Raw genomic sequence first — 26,971 nt, 5'->3', positions numbered from 1 at the left:
AAATAAACCAGCAAGGTCCAGATGTACTGAACGCGCTGGTATATCTAGTATAAAACCTATAAACTTCATTTTGATGCCAAAAGCTGCTGCTCAAGCCTTAACCGCAGCAATCATCAGAAACATCGGTCGACGATTCTCGTCTCGCATACCTGGAACCTGCTCCATCATCTCAGGGGATGGTTTGGACTCGGCTACCTGTTGAATGACAAAACCAGCTTGAATCAATTCATTCAGATGAGTCGCCATCGTCCGATGATATTTCACCACGTCCTGGTTCAGAAAGTTCGCTACCCGCTGCCCTTCCTCTTGATAATGATCCACAGGCCAATGCAGTATTTCACCCTGAGCTCCATAATGCCAGTCCTGCTCCGCCCGTGCCGTGAAGATGGGATGTTCCGCAGACAAGACAAACGTACCTCCTTGGACAAGACATGCATTGATTTTGGCGTATACCTGATCCAGACGCTCGATATAATGCAAAGCCAGGGAGCTAATTACTACATCAAATTGTCCGGGTACAAAATTAATATCCTCAATCGCCATACGCTGGTACTCGATATGAGGATCATCCGTCATCTCGCGTGCACGTTGCAACATATTTTCAGACAAATCCACGCCAACCACAGAACTAGCCTGTTGCTCACGTGCATATCGACAGTGCCAACCAAAGCCGCACCCCAAATCCAGTACGTTCTTGCCCTTTAATTCAGGCAGCATCGTTTGCAGTTCATGCCACTCGCCAGCAGCCTCCAGCCCTTGGGTTGATCGGGCCATCTGACTGTAATTGCCGAAAAACTCGGCTTCATCGTATTTGTTTTGCTTCATAAAGAGATTCCCTCCCGTATCATCAAAGATGCTCCATTAACTCTATCATATAAACGATCATCTTTTGGAAAAGTTGCCAACCAAATTCTCGGCATGTTATTATACAGAACGAACGTTCAGTATAATATAATATAGAATGAACATTCAGTATACTAACGGAGGTCATCATGAACACAAATTGGACGCATCCATTAGAAAGGCAATCTGTAGGTAAAGCATTTGTAAGCTACCTCGTGCCTTCCATATTAGGGATGCTGGTTATCGCTTTCAACTTTATTATCGATGGCATTATGGTTGGACACAAACTGGGTTCTACAGCGCTGGCGGGAATCGGGATTGCTTCTCCTGTCTATACGCTTTTTGTAGCTATGTCACTATGGATTGGAATGGGCGGGGCAACCTTGTATTCAACCTATATGGGTAAGAAGGACCCCACGACAGCGAAGCAAATTTTCACTAAATCCATTACGATCATTTTGCTGATTACGATGGTCATCGGATACACTGCCTATACATTTAAAGATAAGCTTGTCTTCGCCCTTGGTGCCAATACCGAAACTTTCCCGTTTGCCGCGGACTATATGAATATTATGTTGTTGTTCGGTTTTGTCTTCACCATTGAGAATGCACTCACTATTTTTGTTCGTAACGACGGAAATCCCAATACATCCATGTATGCTCAGATTACGTTTGCGGTAGCCAATATTGTACTCAACTATATAACGTTATACGTGCTGGAATGGGGCGTACGTGGCGTCGCAATTGGTACAATTGTATCGGCATCTCTGGCGCTTCTTGTGTTGCTGACTCACTTTTTCAAAAAAAATAATAATCTCAAATTCACCCGATTCAAATGGAATACCAAACTGCTGGCTTCCATTGTACTCATTGGTTTTCCCAGCTTCCTGGCTGAACTAGGCATGTCCGTCTTCTCCATCTCCCACAACATCTCACTGGACCAGATTGCGGGCACGGATGGCGTAGCATCTTTTACAGTCTTGAACTATATTCATGGCGTTGTACTGCTGGCATTTCTCGGTCTGGCCTCCGCTGCCCAACCTTTGGTCAGTTATTATCACGGAGCCAAACAGATGGATCGGGAAAAACAGACCATTCGCTTGGCCTCCAGAACAGCCCTGGCATGCGGGGTCCTTCTGTTACTCGTTGTACAACTGGGAGCACCTTATTTTGTGCAAATCTTCGGGAACTTCAGTGCCAGCGTGACGGATAACGCCGTGTACGGTTTGCGAATATTTACTTTTGCATACTTGTTCATGGGTATTAACTTTGTTATGAGCACATACTTCCAATCTGTCGGAAATGCCAAAATGGCCATCTGGATTACAGCTGCACGCGAGATGATTATTATGGTTGCTTTGATTGCGATCCTCCCTTCATTCTTCGGTGTCACTGGCGTATGGCTTGCCGTTCCGCTATCTGAGATGGTGGTTCTGGTGACTATCGGCATGTATTATAAAAAAAGAGCCATCTCTGAACGGATAAACGGTTTAACGATTGATTAAAGCATCTGAACAACCAAAAGACCTGCTTGATCTATAGAGATCAGGCAGGTCTTTTGGTTGAGCTAATCAGCTATAACTTATCGATTAGCTCGTTGGTTTAATATATTTTATATTCAGTTTTATATTTAGTTCTGTATTTAGTTCTGTATTGCCTCTTATATCCGTATATCAAAACGGCCATTGCTGTCCGTCGTTGCATTTGCAATTTCTTGCGGGGACGCTGCTTGCATGCCATTGGTTGGTGGGTTGGCCGGCGGTGCTTCTTTAGTTGCGGTTGTCCCGCTGCTCTGGGAGCTTTGCTGCGAGATTTGAGCTTCGATTTGCTTGATTTGCTGCTGCAGCTGCTTCGTTTTGGTCTCCTTGGTTTTCTCATCGTCCTTGCTGGATTGTACTTTCTCCAATTCGGCCTCAAGCTTCGTCTTTTGTTTCTCCAACTCACTTGTGCTGTTCGAACTGGATGAAGACGTGGATATGTAGGATGTCGTGGAACTTGCTGCTGAAGAAATATTCATTGTTGATCTCCTCCTCTTTCTTGGTTCCACTATATCCCATCCAGATGGAAGGAACGTTAAATTCAACTGAAAGGTAGCTGAAATTGTGGCTCTAAAGTCCAGAGTGCTCCAAGCACAGTGCAAAAAAGACGAGCTCTCGGCTCGCCTTCATGCTTCTTTTCACATTACTTGTGATTGAAAGATTCCTAACTTCTCAACCTTATTTGGACAATCCATGGGCTTCTCGGACGAGTGAGAAATATTCATCCGCCTTCACAACCTGGAATTCTGCTCCAAGAGATTCCGTGATCGCCAACACATCTGATGGTGTCATACTCCATGCGTTGATCCCAATCGAAATAAACTTTGGAGATTTGCCATCCCAGTCTTTCTTTGCATCAGTCAATACATTTTTACCGTCTTGAACCGTTGAGGTGCCTCGCATCATAGATACTGGAAGGCTCCCATTCATGATTTTAATATCCTCTTTATCTTCCCCTGCCAAGAAAAGACCTTTGAGTTTATAATTTTTCTCATACGCAGCTGCCGTCGACTCGCTGAGCGGAATGTCTTTTCCAAGTTCCCGATTCAGCACATAAGGGTACGACATGTCGGTTTTCTTAAGATACGAATAAGATTGTTTCAGGTATTCCGGAAATGTCTCCTTCGGCCAGACATGCGGATTGAAGTAACTCGCTCCAGATGGTCCTGCGACAAGCAGGTCATTTTTTGTTGCAGTTGAGCGGTAATAATTTAGAACGGCAGGAGCTGCATCATACAGCAGCGGACTTGAAGTCCAGTTAATGGGTACTTTGCCCCGAGCGGGATCATCCCATAAGTTACGCATGTGATTCAGGTCGTATTGCAAATTGTCGCCTTCGCCAAAGGTATAGGTCACGTAAATTTTATTCTCAAGCTTAGGATCAACTCGTTTAGGTGTCGGTTCTTGTTTTACTTTTGTTCCTGAAAATACGGTCATGTTATGAAACCAGTCAGAAGGTATAACATAGACACTATGACGAGACGTTAGTTCGAGGCCAGCGACCTCCCCTTCGAAATCATTGTCGAACCATCCCATATAAGGTGTCCCCGGCTTTACGTCGGACAGAATCTTCTCGAAAAGCGCCTTTTCCTCAGGTACACTTGTTGACAGCCAGAAGACCATTGCTTTGTTTGCTACGGCATAATCACGTAGAAAACCATAAGGTTCCTTCTCTTCAGATGAGAGTGGTTTAATATTGCCCGCAGATACTTTGTATTGGTTCCACATTTCAATCGATACTGTTAATTGCTTCGTATTGGCTGCAGGTTTAAATTCGTATACAAAGTAATTGCCGTGATCTACGAAGCGGTGATCGCTTCCAGGTAAAAATTTGGAGTTATGTCGGTCATAGAGAAACGTTTCTTCCTCGGAGGTACCCGTTTTAAAATCTGAGATGACCTGTCCATCTGCCTTCACTGTCACTTGATGAACGGCTGGCCCCCAGCCATCCTGAGGAAAAGCATCTTCGAAGCGGAGATAGACAGCCTCTTTTCCCAAATAGGAAGACAAATCATATTCAAATGTTTTCCGATTATTTCCATCACGTACTTGTTCCTTCTCGACAGCAATCGTTTGGAACGAATCAAAATTTCCTGGCGGGATCGGGATGGATGTGTCCGGACTCAATCCGACCAACATTCTTTGAGTCGTTTGGCTCCAAAGATTCTCATATTGCCAATTGTATGCGTCCATACGATTCTTGAATTTGCCTTGTAAGTCTTCAAGTACCGACAGGTTATACGGTGCAGCAGTTAATTGTTGTGCAAGTTCTGGACTCGCGACAACGGCATCTTTTAGTCCAGCAAGTGTAGTTGCCACATTAATGGAGTCCGGTAAATTTGGATCATATACAATAATGCCTTTAATCTCTTTTGCATATTTCTTGAAAACATCCATAGCGTTGTCATATTGCTTATATGGAACCTTTAAGTCCTTAAGCCATGGGTCAACTTTATTCTGTAGCACATAAATTCGTGGCTTTTCCCGATTCACAACTCCTGAAAGAGTTGTCAAAAGCAATTTGATATCCCCCTGTGCCTCATATACATTGGCAACATCCAGGTGTTCGACTTTACCGAAGTTTGGAAGCGCTTGATTTTTAGGCCATTTCAAAGAATCCACATGCTTTGAATCATTAGAAGCAGCAAATGCGCTAACCGAGAACACTGTTGTGCAGACAAGGGTAATACACAAAACCGCTAACTTACGAATCATAATTTTCATTTCTCCTTTTAATGTGATGTGAAATGTGAAGTCATGTGGTGCCATGTGCAGTAATGGAACAAACAGCGTCCTCTTCTTATACACTCCCTCCTCGGCGAATAAGTCATTTCATTTATATATTAAATATATAATATATAACTTTCAATACCTTTGACAAATGTTCCTTAAATTCGACATTTAACAACAAATTAATTAACTCCCTCAATTGTATGATGTCGTATTATTACATTTTATAGCTTAAACACGCCCTTTTTGAATCGGTTCATTTATATCCTGAATAACTATATTAAATATATATTATGAGGCGATATAGTTATAAACAAATAAAGAATGACCGGACCTTTTAAAGACCAGTCATTCTTATCATAAAAATTGAAATATAGTCCCTATCCTAGCGCTCGCCGCACCAACCTCACCTGTCCATTCATCCCTGAAGGAAGTGCTGATTTTCCATATAAATTCTCCAGTGTGTTTGCTGCATGAATGTTAATTTTATTATTTCTTTCTTGTACATATGGCGTTATGTTCCATTGGTAAGGCGGCCATAAACGGATGCCTGCTTCAATATCATTCACATACAAACATGCCGTCTCCCTTATATCTTCAGCTACCAACCATAATTCATCATTTGCAGTTAAGCTGACATCAGTCAGGTCCACATGTTGTGAGTAAAATCCTGTGCCCGAATAATAAGGATAGCCAGCAGAACCCCAACATCCAACCACATGTTCCACATCGGAAGTTAACGTAGTATGATCTTCTATTGCGAATGGACCAATCAGAAATGCTGGGAATGAAATAGCCGGCATCGGTTCCAGTAAAGAAACCGTCAGAATCTCCAGCTCATTCTCGCCAACCAACAAATGTGGTGTGATATCTACACTGTCGTAATAAGCGTCCTGCCAAGAAGATGGTTTCAATGCTTCCTGGCGTATACCATTGACGAAGATTTCAAGATTCCTTCTACGTGACAGAAAGCCGATATGAGATGGAATCTTCTGCTCTACATCGTCTAGAATCAACTCAATCTTGGCCGATTGTTCTTTTCCTGACTCATCGGAATGACCCGAATCGCTCTGTGATTGTACAATCTCGATCAATTCTTGCGTCATCATAAACGTAGTGCGATACGTATTCACTTGTCCAGGCATCGTGGCGTTCATCCTGGACTGTCGGTCATTCAACGTTACATGCCATTGATCTAGCAGAAGAACGTTGGGGTCGGCAGTTTTGAACTGCCACTTCTCATCAAGAACTACCACATCCGTAGAAGTTCGCTCTCCATTGTTCATTTGTTCTTGCGGAAAGGACGGACGCTCATGAGGTCTTACCGATAGTACTCGCAGCTCTCCCGGCACAAATGAAAGAACCACTTCACAGTCTAACCGACGTACTCCCCCGCTCTCCAAGTCCCATTCTTCCAAGTAATCCTTATTTTCTCTTGGATCAAGCTTAATGGTCACTGGCTGATCCGACCAATTCATAAACCACACATACACATGATCCCCGATCTTGCGTTCCACCCTAATCAGATCTTCAGACTGCCCTTTTATCAGTTTATAGGGAATAGCTCGTGGTTCTCTTAACAAATCACATAATAGAGCACAAAATGCTTCCAATCGATCCCCAGCCTGATCCCCTTCATGAGCAGAGTCGTTCATGGAATAGAACATGCTGTATCCCTTGCCAACAGCATGTAATTTCCCATGCCGACGATCGGAACTGAATAACTCACTCATATACTTCAGCAACTCTGGATCTTGCCGAAGGGCCTCACTATGCTGTGGAGTCGTTCCTACTGCAATTAGAGTGCCTCCTTGCTTCACAAAGGAAACGAGTTGTGCAGCGATGTCCTTAGACATGACCTCAATCTCTGGCATAATCAAAATCGAATATACATTCTCATTCCCGCCAAATCGATACCCTTCTCCATCCACGAGGGTGGCATCACGAAGCTGACATTCATCTACATAGTCATAGTCGACGGACCCGCGCAGCATACGATCCGACAGGAGCGAGAACAGTACATCTGAAGAAGGATGCATATTCGATTCACCGGATGCGAACATATTTTGGTACACTGTATGAATAGGCGATAACAGGAGTACCTCTGGCGTTCGTATACCGCTTGCACCTAGCAGACTCAATCGGCCAATATAATCGGCAAAAGCTCTATAATGCGGCCAATGCGGTGCATGTTTGAATTCCGTCGGAGGGAAATCGGTCTTACGATACCCGGCAAACGAATAATAAAACGCATGCGGAATAAACAGATTCACACCTAAGAATGCCATGAAATTGGCATCGAGTCGCCTCTGACGCATGGAATAGCCGTGACCGCTTGCGCCAAAAGATTCACATATCACTCGTTTCTTCCTATCCAGCTGTGCTACAGAAGCCGCTGTCTTAACGGACACGATGCGATGCGGATTCTCCTTTGAACCGATTCCGGGAGTCAGATAATCCACCCCTGCGTAGTGGAACTGCTGCAATACCCGGGTCTGATTGCCTTGAGACCTAGCCTGTCCCCAGACTGGCTCCTCCAGCGTATGACCGATATACAGCAGTCCATGCCGCTCACACCATGTACGAATCGCAGCATGATAGCCCTCAACATACCAGCGCGTAATCGTATCATAATATTGCTGTTTCGTTGACCGGCTGCCATCTGCCATGTTATATAACAATGCGCCCAACCGCGAGATAAGATCATACCCATTCTCATGTTGATACCGCTTTGCCATCCCATGTGTCCATGCGAAGACCATGCCCGGCAATGTAGCACCCACATCATCAACAACCGTTCGGATCGCTTCCACCCCGGAGAAACCATCATGAATCATGAGCCCTGGCTCGTCGGTAAATACCCCTTGAATTGTGGAGCCGAAATATTTCTGCAATGGCAGAAACGGTTCATAAGACATTTGAATGAAGGTCTGAACGGCTTCCGGATTCAACGTATCGAGATAGTACCCTTTGGCAAACGTGATTCCTTCAGCGATTTCACAGGACCAACAGGCCAGCACGATATAAGTATCCTCCGTATCCGACTTCCAATCCTGCCCCCATAAATGGTGATATCTTCCGGTTCATCATAGAGCAGCCACTCCCCATCATGGTGGACGGAACGATAAGCCAGAATGGCGATAAGCTCATTGTGATCATAAGAGGCAAAGTCCAGCTTCAATCCTTCCTGCTTAGGACCTCGCGAATATCTTTTTTCCTCCATTCTTAAGTAACGCATGCGATATTCTGGATGCTCACGTGTTAGCTTACCGCCTAGAGTTCCGCTCGGCCAATTATCCTCATCGTACAGCCAGACGACCATATTGCGTTTCTCGCACTCTGTTGTACAGAACTCCAACACTTCCATAAATTCTGGCGACAGGTATGGGGTTTGCATACCATGACGCGCATGCAGGACAACCCCACCGACTCCCGCTTCAAACATCGATTGAATCTGGCTCTGGAGTTCCGGCTTCTCAAGTTCATGATTCAGAAACCAAAAAGGCTGTGGGCGATACGTTGCATCCGGGTTTTCGAATTGCTGCTTTAGCTGTATTAGGTCCGTACAAACTTCCTCGATAATGTTATTCACATTCATCACCTGCCTTCACACGAGTTTGCCTGTAGAATCTTGCATGAGTAATTGAATGAAGAAGCCCCCGACAACGGAACGATTCTGGAAATTCATCTGCTTTGTGGTGATGGTGTCATACCAATCCGTTACCGGAACACGAGCCGAGGTTTCATTCATGAAATCCCATAGAGGTGAGATCAATGACTCGAACTGTGCTTGTGTTGAACTCATGGAGGCACACCATACCAGCCAATCCGATTTGGTATACGTTTCACGGCTATCCAGCGGCAGGCCATAGCGATTTTGTTTATGCATGTAGTATTCAAGCTCTTTAGCAGCGACTTCTTTTGGGAACAGGTGTAAGTCGAGCAGATGGTCCCACACCAGATTGTATTTCATGCTCCATGAATCGGCTGGACTGTCAAAAGTCAGCTTATAGTGATCCCCGGCATCTGCCATGGTCATCCATTCATGCGCCATTTTCCGAGCGGCTTCAAGGTAAGCGGCTCCTTCCTGCAAACCGAGCTTGTCACACATGTACGAATAAGCAGCAATGCCTAATATAGCCTTAATAGATAGATTTGTATTGTGTGCCAAATGTCCGGCGAAGTCATCGGTGCACAGCTGGTTTTCAGGGTCGAGTCCATTCTGAAGCAGATACCCCGCCCATTTCGTAAGAGGTCCCCAGTGTTCACGGGCAAAATCGATATCCCCCTCATACTTGCTCACCGCAGCAGCCATCAAGAGCATATTTCCGCATTCCTCAATCGGCATCTGGTCTTCCAACTTGTTTTCACCATATACCTGACCGTTGGCTTTCGGATAAGTTCCTACGTCGTGAGGCGCAAAATCAAATGTCCAATCACGGCTCATGGCATACTTATAAATCGGACGCATCATGCCCTTGATCAGTTCCGGGTTATATCTCAGGAACAATGGAATCGACGGGTAACTGACATCCACTGTAGCGATACATCCATTACTGAAGTTCTCTTTGGAGAAAAATAAAACATCTCCCGCTTCATCGGCAACCAATTTATGCGCGGCAATCGCCTGTCTGTACGTAAGAGCCAGAATATCCCGGTACTTCTCACCGCCTGCTGCTTGGCTCTCTGCCAAGAGCTCACGATTAAAGCTGTCGCATCGTTGCTGGATCTCTTCATATTGATCAGCTGCCATCAGCAGCATTTCATGAAACGTCAATCCATTTCTTTTCCAATAAGCATTCAGAGGTTTATGAAAGTATTCAATCGCACGAACGTCGTCATACGCAAGCATCAGGTACTGCGATAACGGTTCTTCCTGTATTACACCCAGATCGATCTCTGTTGCCATGACCGTCATGTTATCGGAAACAGCTCTCGGCTGGTGCTGATCATCCTCTGTCGGCAATTGACTGGTTCGTACATACTGCTCTCGACTCGTCACGGAATGTATCACCGTCTGGATACGAGGGGTCTGAGGAACAGCCAGAACCATATATCCCCAATCAATTCGTGTATCATCACCAGCAAGCTGCAATACGGGCTGTTCGACTGTACCCATGGACATTGCATTGAGTTGTCCCTCGATCACGTGGCGTTCCCAGGTCACTTGCTGATCCGTTGTATGTACACACCATTCGCCTGTGACATCGAAGTAAATCTTGACTTGATGGGATTTCCCATCGATAGATTTTGCTTGAAAAGTCACATACGTCACAGGTCGGGATAACAGATCCAGATCATCCAACAATAAAGGCGTGTTGAACTGGACCTGAAGTTCAATCCCTTCCCCCTGAAAGGTGTATCGAGTCGTTACTGGCTCCACCGTCAGATCGGTTTGAACGAGTGCCTCCGGCTCCTGAAATTCAGACTGATCCCGCAATGCCACTTTCCCCATAAATCGTCTGGCCTTACCATCAATGATCGCAAGCCCAACCATGCCATTCGTTTTGTTCGTCCAATGTCGGGTATGATCTTCATACAGATGGTCTGCAGCGGACCATACACTAAAATAAGGATCTACGGTTACAAGAGGTACAGATGGAGGTCTGAAATTTGTCGTCATATGAATACAACTCCTTAAAGTAAAGTCAATATCAAGAATAACGAATACCACGGATGTATTTTTCATAAAGAGTGGATATCCTCACGCTCAAGCAAAACAACGAAAGACTTCGCTCCCTCGTTTACCAAGATGCTGCGAAGCCTTTCGTGTTACCGGGCTCCCTTAATTATGGAAGTCATCAGTTCGGCATCTGAACGGTTACCACGTCTTTGCCTTTCAGATTTTCGTTCGTGAACTGTATGGCTTGATCATATCCGGTCTTTCGGAGCTGCTCGCGAAGGTCATTGATAATGCCCATCGCCGCTTCATCTGATTTCGCAAAGATTGCTTCCTTCCAGGCATCATTGATCCGGTCCATCGAAGGTTTCAGCATTTCCCATTCGGGCGCTTTGGTAATCACATCGCCCGGGTTATAGGCTGTAATCACCTGAATGCCGTTAGGTCGCAGGATTTTGCGGGCTTGCTCCATGGCATCGAGACGTTCCTGATCGGCCCAGATATCTCCGCCAGCAGCGGAATTGATGCGATCAAGCCCCGTAATCGATTCCAGGCCGATGCTAATGCCTTCGTTCTTGCGAACTTTTCCCGATTGATCTGCCGTAAACTTATCAAACCACTCTTGATTAGCGACAGGTTTACCATCTTTCATATCCCAATGAACGCCCTGAACTCCGTATCTCGCCAGCATGAAGCCTTCATCGGAAGCCATATAATCCAGGAACTTTAGCGCCGCATCTACACATGCGCCCTTGCAGTCTTTGGTGATGGCTGTTACGTTGTTGCCTTGAATGCCTAGATCCGCGGGGCGGTTCGGGTCAACATCTGCCCACTTCAATGGGCCAATAGGAATGTAATCGCTTCCGGGATGCGAAGTGACATATTCTTTGGAAGCATCCAGAATGGCCGGATAATGTGCAGCAAGGATAGCGATGCGGCCCTGATTGATTTTCTCTTTAGCGATTGGGTCTGTCTGGGTAAATGCTTCAGGGTCCATCAGCCCTTCTTCAACTAGCTTCCGATAGAATAGTGTGTACTCTTCATAGCCTTTGGTGAAAAAGTGATGCTCTACTGTTCCGTCTCCTTTGTCGACATATCCAGCACCCGAATAGAACATGGTATTCCCAATGCCCACGGACCAGCCGTTACTGAAGCCACCCAGCGGGAAGACCGGCTGACCGTTCTCCTGCAGATTGGCATCTTTGATTGTTTTGAGGAAGTTATAGAAATCCTCCTTCGTCACGACAGACTGAGGGTCCACACCGACCTTCTCAGCGATGTCTTTACGGACATAGAAGCCGTAAAGCCAGTCCATGCCGTCTTCGTTCTTGGCAGGCTGATTTTGTAGGAGTAGATATTTTTTGCCGTCATATGCATCAATTGCTTTCTCGTATAGAGCTGGGGGTACATTTTCTTCGGCAATGGATTTCGCAAGGTTTGGATAATCCCCCAATTTGTCGGAAATATCCAACAACTGTCCTTCTTTGGCAGCCTTGATAATGCCGTCCAACTCGCCTCCCCATGCAGGTCCAGTATAGATATCCGGCAAATCCTGCGTGGCAAAAATCTGGTTTACTTTCTCAGTCTCACTGCCTTTTGTATATTCCCACTGGAGGGTAACGCCAGTCTTCTCCTTGATGACTTCTTCCACAGGCGTCATGCCATTATCCGATCCCCCTGATCCGTTCCAATTGTGTAGTATTTTGAGTTTGTATGAACCATCGGCTGCTTCTCCACCATCACCGTTCCCTGATGAATCCGTACAGCCGCTCAACAATCCTCCAACCAAGATGGACACGAGTAATACGGATACGCCTTTTGACCAAATCTTGTTCAAACCAATCGCCTCCTGAAATATGAATATGAATGATCTTGGTCAAGCTTGGTAAAGCCAAGCAAATTCCGGGTCAGGATAACCTAACCTTTCACCGAACCGATCATCACTCCCTTTACGAAATACCGTTGCATGAACGGATAGATGCACAAGATCGGGAAAACCGTGATGACAAGCAAAGCCATACGAAGGGATTCAGGTGTCGCACCTGCACCTCCTGCACCACCAACCGTCTGCCCGCCCTGTTGGGCTGCGCGTTGCATCGAATTGGATAACGACTCTGCTTCCGTCAGCATCTCCTGCAAGAGGGTTTGCACCGGGATCAGATCTTTGTTGGATACATAGTAAGCCCCTGAGAACCAGTCATTCCAATGGGCTACCCCAATAAAGAGGGAGATGGTTGCCAGTACCGGTCCCGAAAGAGGCAGGATGATCCGAACAAATATTTGGAAATCCCCATACCCGTCAATGTGAGCAGATTCCTCCAGCTCTTCCGGAATGCCTTGCAGAAAGGTTCGGATAATGATGATATGCATGAAATTAAATAACAGCGGCAAGACGTATACCCAGAAGCTATTGATCAAATGCAGTTTCTGAAGCGTAATGAAGAACGGGATGAACCCGGCACTGAAAATCGTAGGCAAGAAGATGTAAAAGGTGAAGAACGATCGGCCGGGCAATGTTTTTTTGGAAAGCGCATAGGCCATGAGCGTACACAGGACAACATGGAGGAACGTACCCAGCACGGTGCGCATGATTGTAATTTGGTACGCCTTCCAGATGCGGGCGTTATCGAATACTTGAGCATAGTTCTCAAGCGTAAATTTTCGAGGAAGAAAATAGATCGCGCCCTGCATCGAATCCTTACCGTCATTCAATGAATAAGCCAAAATGTAAATAAACGGGTAGATCATGGAGAAACCAACCAGAGCAAGCAAGGTATAGTTGACTACTGAGAATAAAGACCATTTACGTGTCATAACGTCACCTCCTTAGAACAGGGATACATCACTGACTTTGCGGGCAATCCGATTGACCGTCAGAACCAGGATAAGACCAATAACGCTTTGGAATAATCCAACAGCTGCGGCGTAACTCAGGCGCCCTTCCCGGATACCAGAGTTAATGGCATGCACATCCAGTACGCTGCCCATGCTGGCAGTCCCAGGTCCGTTCAGGAGAAGAAGCTGCTCATAACCGGCGCTCATCAAATTACCCACGGCGAGAATAAATAATATAATGGCCACATTACGGATACCTGGAAGTGTCACGTGCCACATCTGTTGAAAGCGTCCTGCGCCATCGATCTTGGCAGCTTCATATTGCTGCTGATCAATTCCTGCAATGGCGGCCATAAAGATGATCGAATTCCAACCGATGTTTTTCCAGATGTCCGATCCGAGAATCATCTGATAGAACCAGGTGGGATTGTACAGGAATTGGATCGGATCGGTTCCAAACGATCCCAGCAAATCATTGACTGGCCCGCCATATGGAGTAAGCAATCTCTGCATCAGGGTGACAACCACGATCCAGGATACAAAATAAGGTAAATAAGAAAGAGTCTGAACGGTTTTCTTGAACCTGATCATCCGTATCTCGTTTAAAAGAATGGCAAGAATGATCGGCATCGGAAAGCCGATAAGCAGTTTCATGAGACTGATGATCACCGTGTTGCGGATGATATCACCGGATTGATAATAGTTAAAGAATTGTTCAAAGTACTTGAAGCCCGCCCATGGACTTCCACTGAAACCGCCAACGAAGGTGTAATCCCTGAAGGCAACTTGAATTCCATATAAGGGCACATAGGAGAACAAGAAAAACCAGATGATTCCAGGCAGCATGAACAAGTAAAAGATCTTATGCTTCCAGATTCGCTTCATTAACAGATTGTTAGACTTATTCACATTCCCAACGCTCCTTTCCCTAGTGGAAGGTTGAACCCGTTATTCTTGCTAACCTTTCAATCGCAACGAGATGATTTCGAATGGTGTAAAGGACAAGACTACGTCAGATTGATTCTGAAGTTCCAGCTTTGAAATGTTATTCTCCATGAGATCAACCTCCCAGACTTCAGCTGCATTCCATCCGATAGACAATTTCGTTTTGACCTGGGTTCCCGAGGTTTCATACAGACGGACGATGATGTCGTTACTATCCTCGGCTTTTTTTACCGACTCCACCATGATGTGCGGATGATCCGGCTGCAAGAATGCTTTCATATAAGGCAGTTTTCCCTCTGATACATCCGCTGAGGATACAGATAAGGAGCTCAGGCGAAGCGGAATATTCAGCTCATTTCCTTTTCGATAAATTTCAGCCTGCACGTGATTTCCTTGATGCGGATATAACGAGTAGGTGAATTGATGCTCTGCACGATCCGCCACCGGATCTGGATAGGAGCTGCTGCGCAGCAAATGAAGGTCAAGCACATTGTTGATGGCTCGATGCCCGTATTTGCAATCATTGAGCAGGGCGACTCCGTAATCCGGCTCCGATAAATCCACCCATTGATGAGCGCAAATCTCATCCTTCGCAAAATCCCACATCGTATTGCGGTGAGTCGGTCTGCTCAAGCTGCCGAACTGGATTTCACAGTGAACCTGATCGGTACGGATGTTAACTGGGAAAGAAGTACGTAACATCTTACCGTTTTCTCTCCAATCCGCGCCGGTCTCGAAATCGATACGTCGACTACCCTCGGTTAGAGTGACGGTCTGGGTTAGAGTAGACTCTCCGTAGCTGTAATCAAAAACCAGCCCAACTCTCGGACCATCCCGAAGCTCCCGGATATCATTCAGAATTAATGGCATCCCCGCCTGCGCTGAATAATCATGACGGAAATCCCAGGCATCACCTTCGTCATGATACACGCGAAGATCGTTCCCCCGCTGCCCTTGCAGGATGACTTCACGAGCCTCCAGCTTATCCAGGATCGAGGTGATGCCCCCATTCTGGTCAAATTTCACGATGAGGATGTCATTCTCTATGCTCCGTTCTTCGGCTGTAACATGGAAGCCCGAATCCAACGTTTCCGACTCGATTTCAATGCTGGACGCTACTTCCCGCTCGACACCCTGGTTGCCATAATCGGATACCACAGTGTATCCCATCGATGGAACCTGCACTTTACACCATCGTCCATCCATGTGGAGCCATTCCTCGCGTTCCCAAGGCAGTGAATTGAACACCACGACTCCAGAGGAGTCTGCCTCACTCGATGAGATATGGTCTGCTAAATAGTCGTAGGTTTCGGTGATCATGGCTTCCGTCTGCTGGAGCAATTCTTCATACCGTATTAACGACTCATCGTACACCCGCTTAATTGAAGATCCTGGAAGTATGTCGTGGAACTGGTATAGAAGGACTTCCTTCCAGATCGTCTCCAGCGTCTCGGACGGATAAGACTTACCCAACTGAGCAGCTAGTACAGCGGCAAACTCCAGTTCACGTAAAGCCTTCTCCATCTTGCGGTTGTACCGCTTACTTCGTGCCTGACTAGTCAGGGTCCCTTGATGCTTCTCCAGATATAGCTCACCACGCCAGGTCTGGAATCGTTCTCTTTCTTCATTCAATCGTTCAAAGAATCTCCAGGAAGGTTCCTGTACAACAGGCGCCAGACCGAGCAGGTTCTTCTCTCGCTCCAGCCGTTCCAAATGTTCTTCTCCCGGCCCACCGCCGCCGTCTCCAATGCCGAAGAGCATCAGTGCGTGGTTGGATACATTTTTATCTAAGTACTCCCGCTCTGCTTTGGCAATGGAACGTGGAGCCGCCGGACTGTTGTACGTATCCTCAGGCGGCATATGTGTTAATACTGAGGAACCGTCGATCCCTTCCCACAGAAAGGAATGGTGAGGATGACGGTTGTACTCACTCCAGGAGAGCTTCTGTGTCATCATGTAATCCACACCGGATTTTTTCAATAACTGCGGCAAGCTTGCGGAGTAACCAAATACGTCTGGCATCCACAGTGACTTCATCTCCATTCCAAATTCCTGTTGAAAATACCGTTTGCCATACAGGATCTGACGCACAAGAGATTCACCACCCGGCACATTGGTATCCGACTCTACCCACATCGCCCCTTGCGGTTCCCATCTGCCTTCCTGCACTCGTTCCTTGATCTGGTCATATAGCTTGGGATAGTGTTCCTTCATCCAATCGTATAGCTGAGGCTGACTCGCCCCGAACACATAATCGGGATAACGTTCCATCATGCGAAGCACCGTCGAGAATGTTCTTGCACCTTTTCGGATCGTTTCACGGATCGGCCATAACCAAGCCAAATCGATATGCGCATGACCAACGGCACTTATGTTCATCACGGAATCTCCACCGCGAAATGATAATTGTTCGTTCAATAATCCCTTAGCACGATGAATACGGTCTGGTGTGAATTCCGTCAATATTAATGAAACGTCATATAGGGATTGAAGAATTTTTTCTCTACGCGCTGTGTCGGCAGGGAGATGCTCTGCCGTTTCCAGAAGTACCTCTGTGTCGTAATACAGACTTCGGATCCCTTCATGGCAGATCGCAATAACCGCTTCTTTTACAGTTCCACCTTGGTATTTGCCAAATAAGTCGTTATTGCCAGCATCGGCCCACAGTTCGAATGCTCCCTCCGCCACCTTTATCGAAGAATGATCCAGTTCAACCACTCTTTTCCCAGGGAGACCCAATGTGAATTCAAACTCCGAATTAATGGTTGTCAAACCCTGCACAGGCGTTCCTTCGTGGTCCACCAGACAGAGTTCGCCGTTCACGTCCAACAGAAGAACAACCTTGGCGTCACTTCCAGACGGTGGAATGCTGCCAGTAAAACAAAACCAGGCACAATCCCATAACTCCCCCCAACGCTCGCCCTGTGAAAGGGTGATTTTCTGACCTGACATTCTTTCCTCGAATGAAACGGGCTCGGGGGTAACCCATGCCGTCACATTCAACTTGGCAATTGGCTCATATATCGCTTCACGGAGTTTGGATAGCATTTGATTCAAATGCCCGAGTCTAATCGGTTCATATGGCATAATTGTTTTGTTCTCTCCTCTCATTCATCAAGCTTTTGTATTCTCACGACCCCACCTTACTTGAATCTCCACCTTGTTCTTGCTGCCATGCTCATACTTCAGCAGTACGGTTTTCGACTCCGTATCCCATTCCCATCCGGTAGTTACAGTCTTATGTTGATCTATACTAGAAACGGATATCGGTTCAAATGGACAGTAGAATCTGGCCGTGGCCTGCATATTTGACGGACCCTTGGCTACACATTGAAAACCTGTATTCGTTATCGTCAGATCTTCAATTCTGGAAGAAGCTGAGACTAGGCTGACCTTGTCTTGCTGTGGCCTTCCGGCCGTAATGTCGTATAACAATGCTTGCTCACCAGGAGCTAGCCTTACCTCTTGCAGAACATGCAGGGCAGGATCGAACAAGTCTACAACCGGACCTGGAATAACCAGCGGTTCTTCGGATACAGACTCTTCCAGGACAGAGGCAATGATGTAGGGCCCCCGTTTAATCTTAAAATAATGCTTGGCTTCCCAACGGAAGTTGGAATCCTGAAGTTTCTCCAATGTTTCTTTCACAGACTGGCGAAGTTGATCTGCACCCGATTTACTTGACGAACATGTAGCCGGATGTACAGAGAGCCACTGAACCAGTCCTTTGCCCACATGATGAATCCCTTCCTGCTCTACCTTAAGCCCAAGCTGTTCAAATAAGTGCTCTCGTGGTGAGTGATACATGGTATTAGTGCTTTCACTGCGTTGGTCGTCATTCCACCATGCTCGAATGTTGTGATACGGGTCGCTGTCATCCCCAATATAGATCAACGCGCCCCCATCCTGTACCCATTGGGCCAGTGCATAATGGATATCAGAGTGTTCTGGCTTCATAAACTCATAACTCAAAAGAAGGACACGATATGGAGCCAAGTAATGGGGATAGCGCCTCACATTATCAAGTTGGACAGGTCTCACCGGTATCCCGTGTTTAAGTAAGGGTAACGCAAGACCATAGAATGGAGAGAAATCTAACAACTCTGTATCGCCATCCTCTTGGAATCCTTCTGGATCTGTGCCGTCATACTTTCCGGCATCAGGTTCTTCCGGCTCCGATTTCATGCGCTGAAACATCGCTGAATCTGCAATCAATACACCAACCTGAGGAGATTCACCTTCAATTTCAACATTGTCCTGATCCATGTTTCCAAGTGTGTGCATAACGTGCAGCAATGTCGTTGCATAATCAGGAGGAATCTGCTCTTTACCTGCACCATCATCAGATGGATAATTCCCTTTAAATATTCTTCGCGGCCATGGGGCGACCTCGTAATGGGAAACTCCAGGATGAAGAAGTGAAGCAGCAACCGTCTTCAGGTAGTTCTGTTTATAATCGGCCCATGTGTAATTCGGATTGTCTTCGATGGGATCATGCAGAAACCACATTCGTCTGTCTGTTCCCCTTACTAGCTCTTGCATAACACCATATTCTAAGTATGCGGTTTCAAACGTTCGTTCTTTTCGTACCCCCTCATAAACGTTGGGTGTTCGTGAAGTCCCTGTCCAGATTTGCGCAATATATCCATCTACAGACGGAAGCTCAATCAAGCGAGACTGCGGACTAACGATTCGCCACTGCGTATAATTAATCAGACTGTGGGTTGGAACGTAAAACCGAAGAACGCGATTGTAACGCTTTAGAGCATAATCTTTCATCTCGGTACATAATCGGTCTAATACACGTGTATATAAATACGCTTTCAATTCGGAGGCCCGAAACTGTGCATCGGGTGAGGAATGAGGCGCTCTCCAGGATTCTTTGTAATACAGCTGCCATTCTCTCTTAAACGATTCCGAGTATCCGCCGTTCACCCAGAATTCAGGCTCTTCCAGATGAATCGCCTCCACGCCCGAATCAACAGCTACACGTATGCGTTCAGCAATATATTTGCCAAAGGAAACGGTTGGGACCATGTAAGGAATAATGGGCTCCTTGCCATGAACAATCATCTCACCATGACGGTCCGTTTGCGCTTCATCCCAATGCGTTTCTCCGTCTACTTCCCCGTCCAGGTAGCTGTTATAGGTCCCCCATGCTACTCCTGTCATTAAATGCACAACGTACCCTTTATTCTTCCATTCCCGAATACGTTCCTGCATCGTTTCGTCAATCCCGTAGACCATGACAAAGTCCGTTTGCAGATCATAATCAGGATGATAGGGCGCTGATTCCTGAAATCCAATTCGTTCTTCTTTACGATCTCGAAGCATGGTCCTAACCTCCTCACCCATGTTTGTCTGTCTTTCGTGGTTTGTGTATCCACCATTTCATAAAATATAATATATATTAACAATATATTCAATATGTTTTTTAAAAATAAAAAGTCCTTTCCGGATCATATACGGAAAAGACTTTAATCAAAACTTGGAAATTACGATATGGGACAGATTCCCGAGGTTTGTCGAATGACAAGTTCAGGTTGAATTAGTATCTTGCTGAAGCCGGTAGTATCTCCGCTACTACGAATGACTTCGACAAGCTGGCCGGCTGCACGGGATCCCATCTCGCTCTCAAACTGCTTAACATGCGTGAATATACTAAATTCCTCCACGATGGAAGTTGGATCATCAAAGCTCACAATCGACACATCTTCGGGAATACGGAGTCCTGCTTGCTTGGCCATTTGATAGATCTGAACACCCAACCTACCGTTAAGTGAAATATAAGCCGTGACCATTTTGTTAGAGATATATCGGTATAATGGATGGGATTCTGCGTCCTTCAGGACAGACAATGGCTTGAAATCTGTAATCATATGAGCAGGATTAATAAGCGCCCCTTTATCTTTCAATGCTTCAATATAACCATCAATTCGCTCCTGGACCGTGACGGTTTGCAGCGGTGAATCCGAGCAGATGGCTATATCACGATGTCCAAGATCCCACAGATGTTCAACGGCCATCCTCACACCTAGTCTTCCATCAGCCGCGATGTAATGGGTTTCGACTCCCGGCAAATATCGGTCAATCAGCAAAAAAGGGAAGCCGGATAACTTCATGCCGAGAATTTCCTCGTTATAATTCCCTTCATCTACAGGAAAGATAAGTAGCCCCTCCGCTCCAAGTGCTTTTAGCTCCTTGATCGCATCCTTTTCTTTCTCGATCTTGCCATTGGTCAACATGATCATGCTGCGGTAACCTTCTTGATTCAGTGTTTGTTCAATACCCTCGATTAGTCGGATAGCAAAGTAGTCGTGGATCGTAGGCATGATAATACCAATCAGGCCTGTACTAAGCCCCCTTCTCATTGTAGTTGGAGATTCAGAAAATACTGTGATAACTGCGTCCGTCTCTTCTGCGACAAAACTACCTTTACCAGGAACACGGGCGATCAGCTTCTCGTTAGCTAAGCCTGTTAGGGCATTGACAACCGTAATTTTGCTAACATTAAACTGATCCATTAGCTCCTTCTCTGTCGGTATCCGATCACCCGGCTTCATATTCTCCGAGGTAATTATTTTGCGGACATAGTCCTGAATTTGTTGGTATAACGGTATTCGATCATTAGTACTCATGATAATCACATCACCAATTCATTTGTTATATTTTTAATATACAATATATTTTTACACATATAAGCACAATAAACAACCATATAATGCCTGTCCATGTTATCGTTAAAGCCAACTTTAGCTTTAATGTAGGCCCTTGGTAGATTTAGCACCTGCAGCACTTCGCTGTTGTTAGGAGAAAGGTGGCTGAATGGGTTTCTTTATTAGAAACTTTCTAACATTTTTTGAAAATCTCCTATGATTTATCTATGATGAGGCCATGCTGCATGCATTTTTTTCATATTTCAGCAACAGAATATTATCAAAATTTGTTATTAAGAGGTGTACTTCATGACTGTCATCACAATTTGTGCAATTCTAAAAGCAAAACCTGGACAAGAGGAACAGCTACGCGATGAATTGATCAAACTTATTGAACCGTCTCGTGCAGAGAAAGGCTGTATACAATACAAGCTGCATAAATCGCTTGAAAAAGAAGGCACATATGTTTTTTATGAGTCTTGGGCTGACGAAAATGCCATAATCGAACATGTGAATACCGAGCATTACCAAACATACCGGAAAAATATAGAAACCATAATTGACACCATGGATGTGTATCATTTGGAAAACATTGAGACATAAGATCAAAGCTAAGTACGTTGTTATCGTTTATGTAAAGATCAATCGATTCTCCAATTGGTATTATCATTGTATCCACCGAGAAAAGTTTCTTTTATAGAAACTTTTTTTCTTTATTTGAACTCATTTAAGTTCTCACTTAATATTGGCCTACATAAGGAGGTGAAAGTATGAATTCAAAAATCTTTATAGCACTAATGTCACTTGCAATAAGTGCTTTTGCTATTGGAACGACAGAATTTGTTATTGTCGGTATTCTGCAAGAGGTAGCCACCGATCTTGGCATATCGGTAACGCAAGCTGGGACCCTGGTGTCAGGGTATGCAGTGGCCCTTGCTATTGGAACCCCAATCGTCGTAGTTATTACCGGGAAATTGCCTAAAAAAGGATACCTGGTGTTCCTCATGGTCGTCTTCACTTTAGGAAATGCTCTAGCAGCAATATCTTCCACCTATTTCCTTTTGCTCTTATCTAGGATAATTACAGCTATTGCACATGGTGTATTTTTCGCTGTTGCAGCTACAGTGGCCGCAGATATGGTGCCTGCTAACAAGAAAGGCACCGCGATCTCCATTATGTTCACTGGGTTAACCGTCGCTACCATTTTGGGTGTTCCCCTTGGAACCTATATCGGGCAGGAATTTGGTTGGCGTATGTCATTTGCCGTGGTCGCAGTTTTAGGGCTCATAGCCTTGTTGGTCAGTCTTGTGGCAGTAGAAAAAGTCCCTCGTTCAATGCACTCACCGACCTTAAGAGATGTTGGAAATTTGATTGTTAATCCTCGGATCATCACTGCCTTGTTAATGACGATTCTAGGTTTCGGCGGAACCTTCGCTTTATTTACGTATATCTCTCCTATCCTTGAAGAGATTAGCGGCTACTCATCTTCGTCTATTTCATGGCTACTGCTGATTTACGGTGTTGCTGTAGCCATTGGGAATATTATCGGTGGGAAATTAGCAAATCGACATCCTGTAAAGGCACTTCGATTCGTATTTCTGTTTCAGGGCATTGCTCTGCTGCTCCAAATATGGCTATTGCCCAACAAGACGCTCACCATTTTGTCCCTCATATTAATGGGTTTCTTCGCTTTTATGATGTCTCCCGGCGTACAGGCTTACATTCTAATGCTCGCAGAAAAGCTGGTTCCTTCTGCCAAGGATGTCGCTTCTGCATTAAACATCTCTGCATTTAATATTGGGATTGCTGCTGGTTCAACATTGGGTGGACTTGCAGTAGACCACTTGCATATGATGGACACGGCTTGGATCGGTGCAATTATGGCAGGATTCGCCTTTTTACTGGCAGCTATAAACTACAGAATGGATAAGAAACAGAATCTTTTTGTTGAGGAGAGAGGATAAATGGATTTGAAATCACTAGAACTATTAGAGGAAGAATTGGAATTTACAAGTTTTAGCCATCAAGATGCTCTTGTCATTGGTAACCAGATTGTGCAGTATGCTCAAGAAAACAACGTAGCGGTGGCCGTGCATATTGAACGTAACCGAGTTCCCGTGTTTACACATCTCATGGATGGTACTTCGGAGGAAAACTACGTATGGTTATTTCGCAAAAAACGGATTGTCGATCACTATAACCGCAGTTCTGCCTACATTGACCAGCGCTTTCTCCAAAGCGGTGCTTCTCATGCAGAACACTCCCTGCTTTCCACTGCAGAATATCAAGCGGTTGGCGGTTCTATTCCCATCCGTGTCAAGGGTGTTGGCGTTGTCGGATCTGTAACGGTTGGCGGATTAACCGGCGAGTTGGATCATGCTTACGCAGTTGAGGGCATTCGCCTGTTTTTAAAAGGAGAATAAGTGTCATGGTTATGGTCATAACCACTTAAATATACCTGAGAGGGTTGGGCATAAAGCTCTTTCCCTCTCTTTTTCATTTGTAATGAGGTCAGAATAAAGAATGTAATCAGTTTATATGTCAATAATTCAATTATAATAATTTCCCGCTTTCAGTAAAACTGAAACTACATTGGTGTTCATAAAGACAAAATTAAAGGATGCTTAGAGGTGAATCAATGGATCAATATGAGGTTGCAACCCTAAAAAAGGGACTACTCATTCTAGACGCGTTGCAACAAGGTGCACCCATGAGACTGACTGAGATCATGCATCGGTTTAACCTTAACAAGTCTACAACTTTCCGTCTGCTATATACGCTGGAAATGACAGGATTTATTCAAAAAGATGGTCACACGTACAAAGCTTCTGAATTAAAGGGGCACCATTCATCGTCTGCTAACACTCGACTTCATTGGTTAGTTGTTCCATCCCTGCATCAATTAGCACAGGATCTTGGCGAAACTGCCTATATCGGAGTTTTAGATGGAATGAAAGTCATGACAGTCCAAGTGGTGGAGGGCAATCATGCCATCCGTAGCCATACACGTGTAGGTGATTCCGCTTATGCCCATCTAAGTGCCTTTGGGAAAGTTATCCTGGCGCACCTAAGTGATGAACAACTAAAAAAAATGCTTACACATCTTACCCAGCACAAAGCAACAAAGCATACCTTTGACGACAACCATCTATTAAAAGAGCATCTAAACGTAATCCGTCAACAAGGATACGCCATTGATGATGAAGAAACAGAAGTGGGTTTACGCTGCGTTGCTGCTCCAATATTTTATAATGGTAAAGTGATTGCAGCATTGGCTATATCCGGCCCTGCCGCGCGATTAAGTCGAAAGAGAGACCGTGCGGTAAGTAGAAAATTGAAGGAATGCAGTACACAAATTTCCGGTCTACTTTGACCCGCTCACCTACTAAAATTCAGCCCACATTGTGATAATTGCAGTCCCTAGTGTACGTAACCTGAACTGCGTATCGAGTAAACTTTTTAGGTTCAAAAGAAAAATGTCATCAAAAAGGGGAATATACCGAGGCTGGGCTTCCAAGAGCTTAGCGACGATTAGCATAGTTCTTTGAGTAGAAGAACGAATTCTATCATGCGGTAATTGACGCGTTAGGGAATCCACTTCGCTTCGACTTGACCGGAGTCGAAGCGTATGATACGAATGCCAATTCGGACTTCCTAGTAGACTTGGCCTAAAAATACAGTCCTTTCGCGAAAATCCCTCCAAAGAAATATCTTTAATTTCCGAGGGCTTGAATATCCACCCAAACCTTTCTATATCAGCCTTTGTCAGGCGTTTTGAAAGAACTTCCGAAGCGTCAATAAAGGTAGCGCTTACAAACATCCGAAAAAAGGGTTGATAATTGAGAAACCATCCACTATGATAATCTCATCAGTCCGGATAATAAAGTTAAAGCACTTTAACTTTCAATTACATAACATCACATGAAACCTTTTTATTTCGGGGAAAATTAACTACGAAAGTTAAAGCGTTATAACTTTATATCAAATAGAAAGGTTGGTGTTTATGTGACCCATCGCGAAAGCCGGCGGCAGACATTTTACATGTACCTCTTCATCTCTCCATGGCTTATCGGTTTCTTCGTGTTTGCCTTGTATCCGATTCTGTCATCCCTTTATTACAGCTTTACGGACTATGACATTATCCACCCGCCAAAATATGTCGGACTCGCGAATTACAAAGAAATGTTTCAAAATGACCTGTTTTGGAAATCTGTTGTCGTAACGGTGCGCTATACATTTATCAGTGTACCGATCCAGCTGCTGCTGGCACTCGGATTTGCTCTCCTGCTCAATGCGAAAATACCGTTCCGCGGATTTTTCCGAACCGCCATGTATTTTCCCAGTATGGTATCCGGAGTGGCGATGTCTTTGCTGTGGTACTGGATTTTCAACCCATCGATCGGTCTGTTCAATTACGTGCTATCCTGGTTCGGCATTAGCGGCCCAGCCTGGCTCATGAGCCCCGATTATGCGCTTTACGCTCTGATGATTATGTCCTTCTGGACGGTGGGCTCAGGCATGATTCTGTTCCTTGCGGGACTTCAGGGCGTTCCTGCCAGTCTCGTGGAAGCCGCCAAGCTTGACGGTGCGGGACGCTTCCGGATTTTCCTGAACGTGACGCTGCCCATGATTTCACCGGTACTTTTGTTCCAACTGATTATGGGCGTCATTGATTCCTTCCAGGTATTTACGCAGGCGTATGTAATGACCCAAGGGGGTCCAAACTACTCGACCTGGTTCTACGTTTACAACCTGTACACCAGTGCCTTCAAGGAATACAGAGCGGGCTACTCCTCGGCACTCGCTTGGGTGCTGCTGATCGTCGTCATGGCGTTTACGGCGCTCATTATTAAACTCTCGAACCGTTATGTTCACTATGAAGGAGGCGGACGCAAATGAGTACGATTCCGACTGCCGGCCCAGGGGCTTCACCTTCTGTGAATAAACGCCGACGCAAAATCGACGCGGTTAGCATTGCCAGCTTCATTGCCCTGGTGGTCACCACCTTTCTCATGCTCCTCCCTCTGTTTTTCATGGTCTCGACCTCACTGAAATCGAAGAAGGAACTGCTGACGTTTCCTCCGACCTTTCTGCCGGAGTCCTGGCAGTGGAGTAACTACAGAGAAATTTTCGACACGCTGAACTTCGGTCAAATGTATATGAACAGTCTCATTATCGGCATTTTGACTGTTGTCGGCACCCTGTTTTCGTCGGCGCTTGCAGGCTATGGCTTCGCCAGATATCGGGGCAAGGGCAGTAACTTGTGGTTCATGCTCATGCTCAGCACCATGATGCTTCCATATCCAGCGATTATGATCCCACAGTTCATTCTCTTTTCCAAGCTGAACTGGATCGATACCTTCCTGCCGCTGATTGTCCCTGCGTTTTTCGGTTCAGCATACAACATCTTTTTGCTGCGACAGTTCTTTACCACCCTGCCGGATGAGCTGTTTGACGCCGGACGCATCGATGGCTGCAGCGAGTTCCGGATGTGGAGACAGATCGCTTTGCCTCTGTCCGGTCCGGCGCTTGCCACCGTTGCGATCTTTGCCTTCATCTACAGCTGGAACGACCTTTTGACACCTGTGCTCTATTTAAGCTCATCGGATAAGTTTACGCTTCCGGTCGGTATGTCTTCCTTCACATCTTCGCGTTTCCGAATTCCGCCGTGGCATCTGCTCATGGTCGCCTCAGTGCTCGCCATGCTGCCGATCGTGACCCTGTTTGCGATAGCCCAGAAGCGGTTTGTGGAAGGAATTGTACTTACAGGCATCAAGTAAAGACTCCGCCGCAGGGGCGGCAAA

19 protein-coding genes are annotated in these 26,971 nt (G+C 45.6%); 7 read left to right on the top strand and 12 right to left on the bottom strand.

Annotated features, from left to right (window positions below; genetic code table 11):
• Nucleotides 1-90 precede the first annotated feature (90 nt).
• Nucleotides 91-825, bottom strand: coding sequence for a class I SAM-dependent methyltransferase (locus AC3ITG_RS03175; RefSeq protein ID WP_489252773.1), 735 nt, complete (start codon nt 823-825; stop codon nt 91-93).
• A gap of 167 nt (nt 826-992) precedes the next feature.
• Here AC3ITG_RS03175 and AC3ITG_RS03170 point away from each other — a divergent pair, with 167 nt between their 5' ends.
• Nucleotides 993-2,348, top strand: coding sequence for an MATE family efflux transporter (locus tag AC3ITG_RS03170; RefSeq protein WP_489252772.1), 1,356 nt, complete (start codon nt 993-995; stop codon nt 2,346-2,348).
• Between the two features lie 155 nt (nt 2,349-2,503).
• Here the strand turns inward: AC3ITG_RS03170 and AC3ITG_RS03165 are convergent, their stop codons facing one another.
• The 11 genes from AC3ITG_RS03165 to AC3ITG_RS03115 all read right to left on the bottom strand — a co-directional run bounded on the left by AC3ITG_RS03165 (nt 2,504) and on the right by AC3ITG_RS03115 (nt 21,149).
• Nucleotides 2,504-2,860: a FlxA-like family protein gene (locus tag AC3ITG_RS03165; RefSeq protein ID WP_489252771.1), complete on the bottom strand. Its 357-nt coding sequence runs from the start codon at nt 2,858-2,860 to the stop codon at nt 2,504-2,506.
• A 199-nt stretch (nt 2,861-3,059) separates the two neighbouring features.
• The gene (locus tag AC3ITG_RS03160; RefSeq protein ID WP_489252770.1) at nt 3,060-5,096 is read right to left on the bottom strand and encodes a GxGYxYP domain-containing protein; all 2,037 of its coding nucleotides are present in this window, start codon (nt 5,094-5,096) and stop codon (nt 3,060-3,062) included.
• Nucleotides 5,097-5,491: 395 nt separating this feature from the next.
• Entirely contained in the window at nt 5,492-8,131 is a 2,640-nt protein-coding gene (locus AC3ITG_RS03155) for a glycosyl hydrolase (RefSeq protein ID WP_489252769.1), read from the bottom strand.
• Nucleotides 8,059-8,703: a hypothetical protein gene (locus AC3ITG_RS03150; RefSeq protein ID WP_489252768.1), complete on the bottom strand. Its 645-nt coding sequence runs from the start codon at nt 8,701-8,703 to the stop codon at nt 8,059-8,061. Before AC3ITG_RS03150 ends, AC3ITG_RS03155 begins: the two co-directional genes overlap by 73 nt.
• A 15-nt stretch (nt 8,704-8,718) precedes the next feature.
• Nucleotides 8,719-10,734 (bottom strand): glutaminase family protein, encoded by a 2,016-nt coding sequence (locus AC3ITG_RS03145; protein ID WP_489252767.1) that lies wholly within the window; start codon nt 10,732-10,734, stop codon nt 8,719-8,721.
• Nucleotides 10,735-10,912: 178 nt separating this feature from the next.
• A complete protein-coding gene (locus tag AC3ITG_RS03140; protein ID WP_489252766.1) occupies nt 10,913-12,568 on the bottom strand; it encodes an extracellular solute-binding protein in 1,656 nt (551 codons plus the stop codon).
• A gap of 80 nt (nt 12,569-12,648) precedes the next feature.
• Nucleotides 12,649-13,545 (bottom strand): carbohydrate ABC transporter permease, encoded by an 897-nt coding sequence (locus AC3ITG_RS03135; protein WP_053779684.1) that lies wholly within the window; start codon nt 13,543-13,545, stop codon nt 12,649-12,651.
• 12 nt (nt 13,546-13,557) lie between these two features.
• Nucleotides 13,558-14,475 carry an ABC transporter permease gene (locus AC3ITG_RS03130; protein WP_053779685.1) on the bottom strand — a complete coding sequence of 306 codons (918 nt, stop codon included), beginning with the start codon at nt 14,473-14,475 and terminating at the stop codon, nt 13,558-13,560.
• A gap of 48 nt (nt 14,476-14,523) precedes the next feature.
• The gene (locus AC3ITG_RS03125; protein ID WP_489252765.1) at nt 14,524-17,598 is read right to left on the bottom strand and encodes an alpha-mannosidase; all 3,075 of its coding nucleotides are present in this window, start codon (nt 17,596-17,598) and stop codon (nt 14,524-14,526) included.
• A 27-nt stretch (nt 17,599-17,625) separates the two neighbouring features.
• Nucleotides 17,626-19,845 (bottom strand): hypothetical protein, encoded by a 2,220-nt coding sequence (locus AC3ITG_RS03120; RefSeq protein WP_489252764.1) that lies wholly within the window; start codon nt 19,843-19,845, stop codon nt 17,626-17,628.
• Nucleotides 19,846-20,006: 161 nt separating this feature from the next.
• The gene (locus AC3ITG_RS03115) at nt 20,007-21,149 is read right to left on the bottom strand and encodes a GntR family transcriptional regulator (protein ID WP_489252763.1); all 1,143 of its coding nucleotides are present in this window, start codon (nt 21,147-21,149) and stop codon (nt 20,007-20,009) included.
• Nucleotides 21,150-21,476: 327 nt separating this feature from the next.
• Here AC3ITG_RS03115 and AC3ITG_RS03110 point away from each other — a divergent pair, with 327 nt between their 5' ends.
• The 6 genes from AC3ITG_RS03110 to AC3ITG_RS03085 all read left to right on the top strand — a co-directional run bounded on the left by AC3ITG_RS03110 (nt 21,477) and on the right by AC3ITG_RS03085 (nt 26,947).
• Nucleotides 21,477-21,770 carry a putative quinol monooxygenase gene (locus AC3ITG_RS03110; RefSeq protein WP_449009783.1) on the top strand — a complete coding sequence of 98 codons (294 nt, stop codon included), beginning with the start codon at nt 21,477-21,479 and terminating at the stop codon, nt 21,768-21,770.
• 167 nt (nt 21,771-21,937) lie between these two features.
• On the top strand, nt 21,938-23,131 hold the full coding sequence (locus tag AC3ITG_RS03105; RefSeq protein WP_413029036.1) for an MFS transporter: 1,194 nt from the start codon (nt 21,938-21,940) through the stop codon (nt 23,129-23,131).
• A complete protein-coding gene (locus tag AC3ITG_RS03100; protein WP_413029038.1) occupies nt 23,132-23,590 on the top strand; it encodes a heme-binding protein in 459 nt (152 codons plus the stop codon).
• 215 nt (nt 23,591-23,805) lie between these two features.
• Complete coding sequence (locus AC3ITG_RS03095; protein WP_489252762.1) at nt 23,806-24,540, top strand: IclR family transcriptional regulator; 735 nt, start codon at nt 23,806-23,808, stop codon at nt 24,538-24,540.
• 668 nt (nt 24,541-25,208) lie between these two features.
• Nucleotides 25,209-26,066: a carbohydrate ABC transporter permease gene (locus AC3ITG_RS03090; protein ID WP_489254402.1), complete on the top strand. Its 858-nt coding sequence runs from the start codon at nt 25,209-25,211 to the stop codon at nt 26,064-26,066.
• Between the two features lie 38 nt (nt 26,067-26,104).
• Nucleotides 26,105-26,947 carry a carbohydrate ABC transporter permease gene (locus AC3ITG_RS03085; protein WP_489252761.1) on the top strand — a complete coding sequence of 281 codons (843 nt, stop codon included), beginning with the start codon at nt 26,105-26,107 and terminating at the stop codon, nt 26,945-26,947.
• Nucleotides 26,948-26,971: the final 24 nt, after the last annotated feature.

The sequence above is a fragment of the Paenibacillus sp. GL_099_B genome (assembly GCF_057835695.1).
Note: the sequence above shows the minus strand (reverse complement) of the source record. Positions and strands in the feature narration are given on the sequence as shown.

Bases quoted from the DNA above. Each gene is read 5' to 3' on its own strand.
- AC3ITG_RS03175 (WP_489252773.1), bottom strand. From the start codon at position 825: ATGAAGCAAAACAAATACGATGAAGCCGAGTTTTTCGGCAATTACAGT.
- AC3ITG_RS03170 (WP_489252772.1), top strand. From the start codon at position 993: ATGAACACAAATTGGACGCATCCATTAGAAAGGCAATCTGTAGGTAAA.
- AC3ITG_RS03165 (WP_489252771.1), bottom strand. From the start codon at position 2,860: ATGAATATTTCTTCAGCAGCAAGTTCCACGACATCCTACATATCCACG.
- AC3ITG_RS03160 (WP_489252770.1), bottom strand. From the start codon at position 5,096: ATGATTCGTAAGTTAGCGGTTTTGTGTATTACCCTTGTCTGCACAACA.
- AC3ITG_RS03145 (WP_489252767.1), bottom strand. From the start codon at position 10,734: ATGACGACAAATTTCAGACCTCCATCTGTACCTCTTGTAACCGTAGAT.
- AC3ITG_RS03135 (WP_053779684.1), bottom strand. From the start codon at position 13,545: ATGACACGTAAATGGTCTTTATTCTCAGTAGTCAACTATACCTTGCTT.
- AC3ITG_RS03125 (WP_489252765.1), bottom strand. From the start codon at position 17,598: ATGCCATATGAACCGATTAGACTCGGGCATTTGAATCAAATGCTATCC.
- AC3ITG_RS03120 (WP_489252764.1), bottom strand. From the start codon at position 19,845: ATGCTTCGAGATCGTAAAGAAGAACGAATTGGATTTCAGGAATCAGCG.
- AC3ITG_RS03115 (WP_489252763.1), bottom strand. From the start codon at position 21,149: ATGAGTACTAATGATCGAATACCGTTATACCAACAAATTCAGGACTAT.
- AC3ITG_RS03110 (WP_449009783.1), top strand. From the start codon at position 21,477: ATGACTGTCATCACAATTTGTGCAATTCTAAAAGCAAAACCTGGACAA.
- AC3ITG_RS03105 (WP_413029036.1), top strand. From the start codon at position 21,938: ATGAATTCAAAAATCTTTATAGCACTAATGTCACTTGCAATAAGTGCT.
- AC3ITG_RS03100 (WP_413029038.1), top strand. From the start codon at position 23,132: ATGGATTTGAAATCACTAGAACTATTAGAGGAAGAATTGGAATTTACA.
- AC3ITG_RS03095 (WP_489252762.1), top strand. From the start codon at position 23,806: ATGGATCAATATGAGGTTGCAACCCTAAAAAAGGGACTACTCATTCTA.
- AC3ITG_RS03090 (WP_489254402.1), top strand. From the start codon at position 25,209: ATGTACCTCTTCATCTCTCCATGGCTTATCGGTTTCTTCGTGTTTGCC.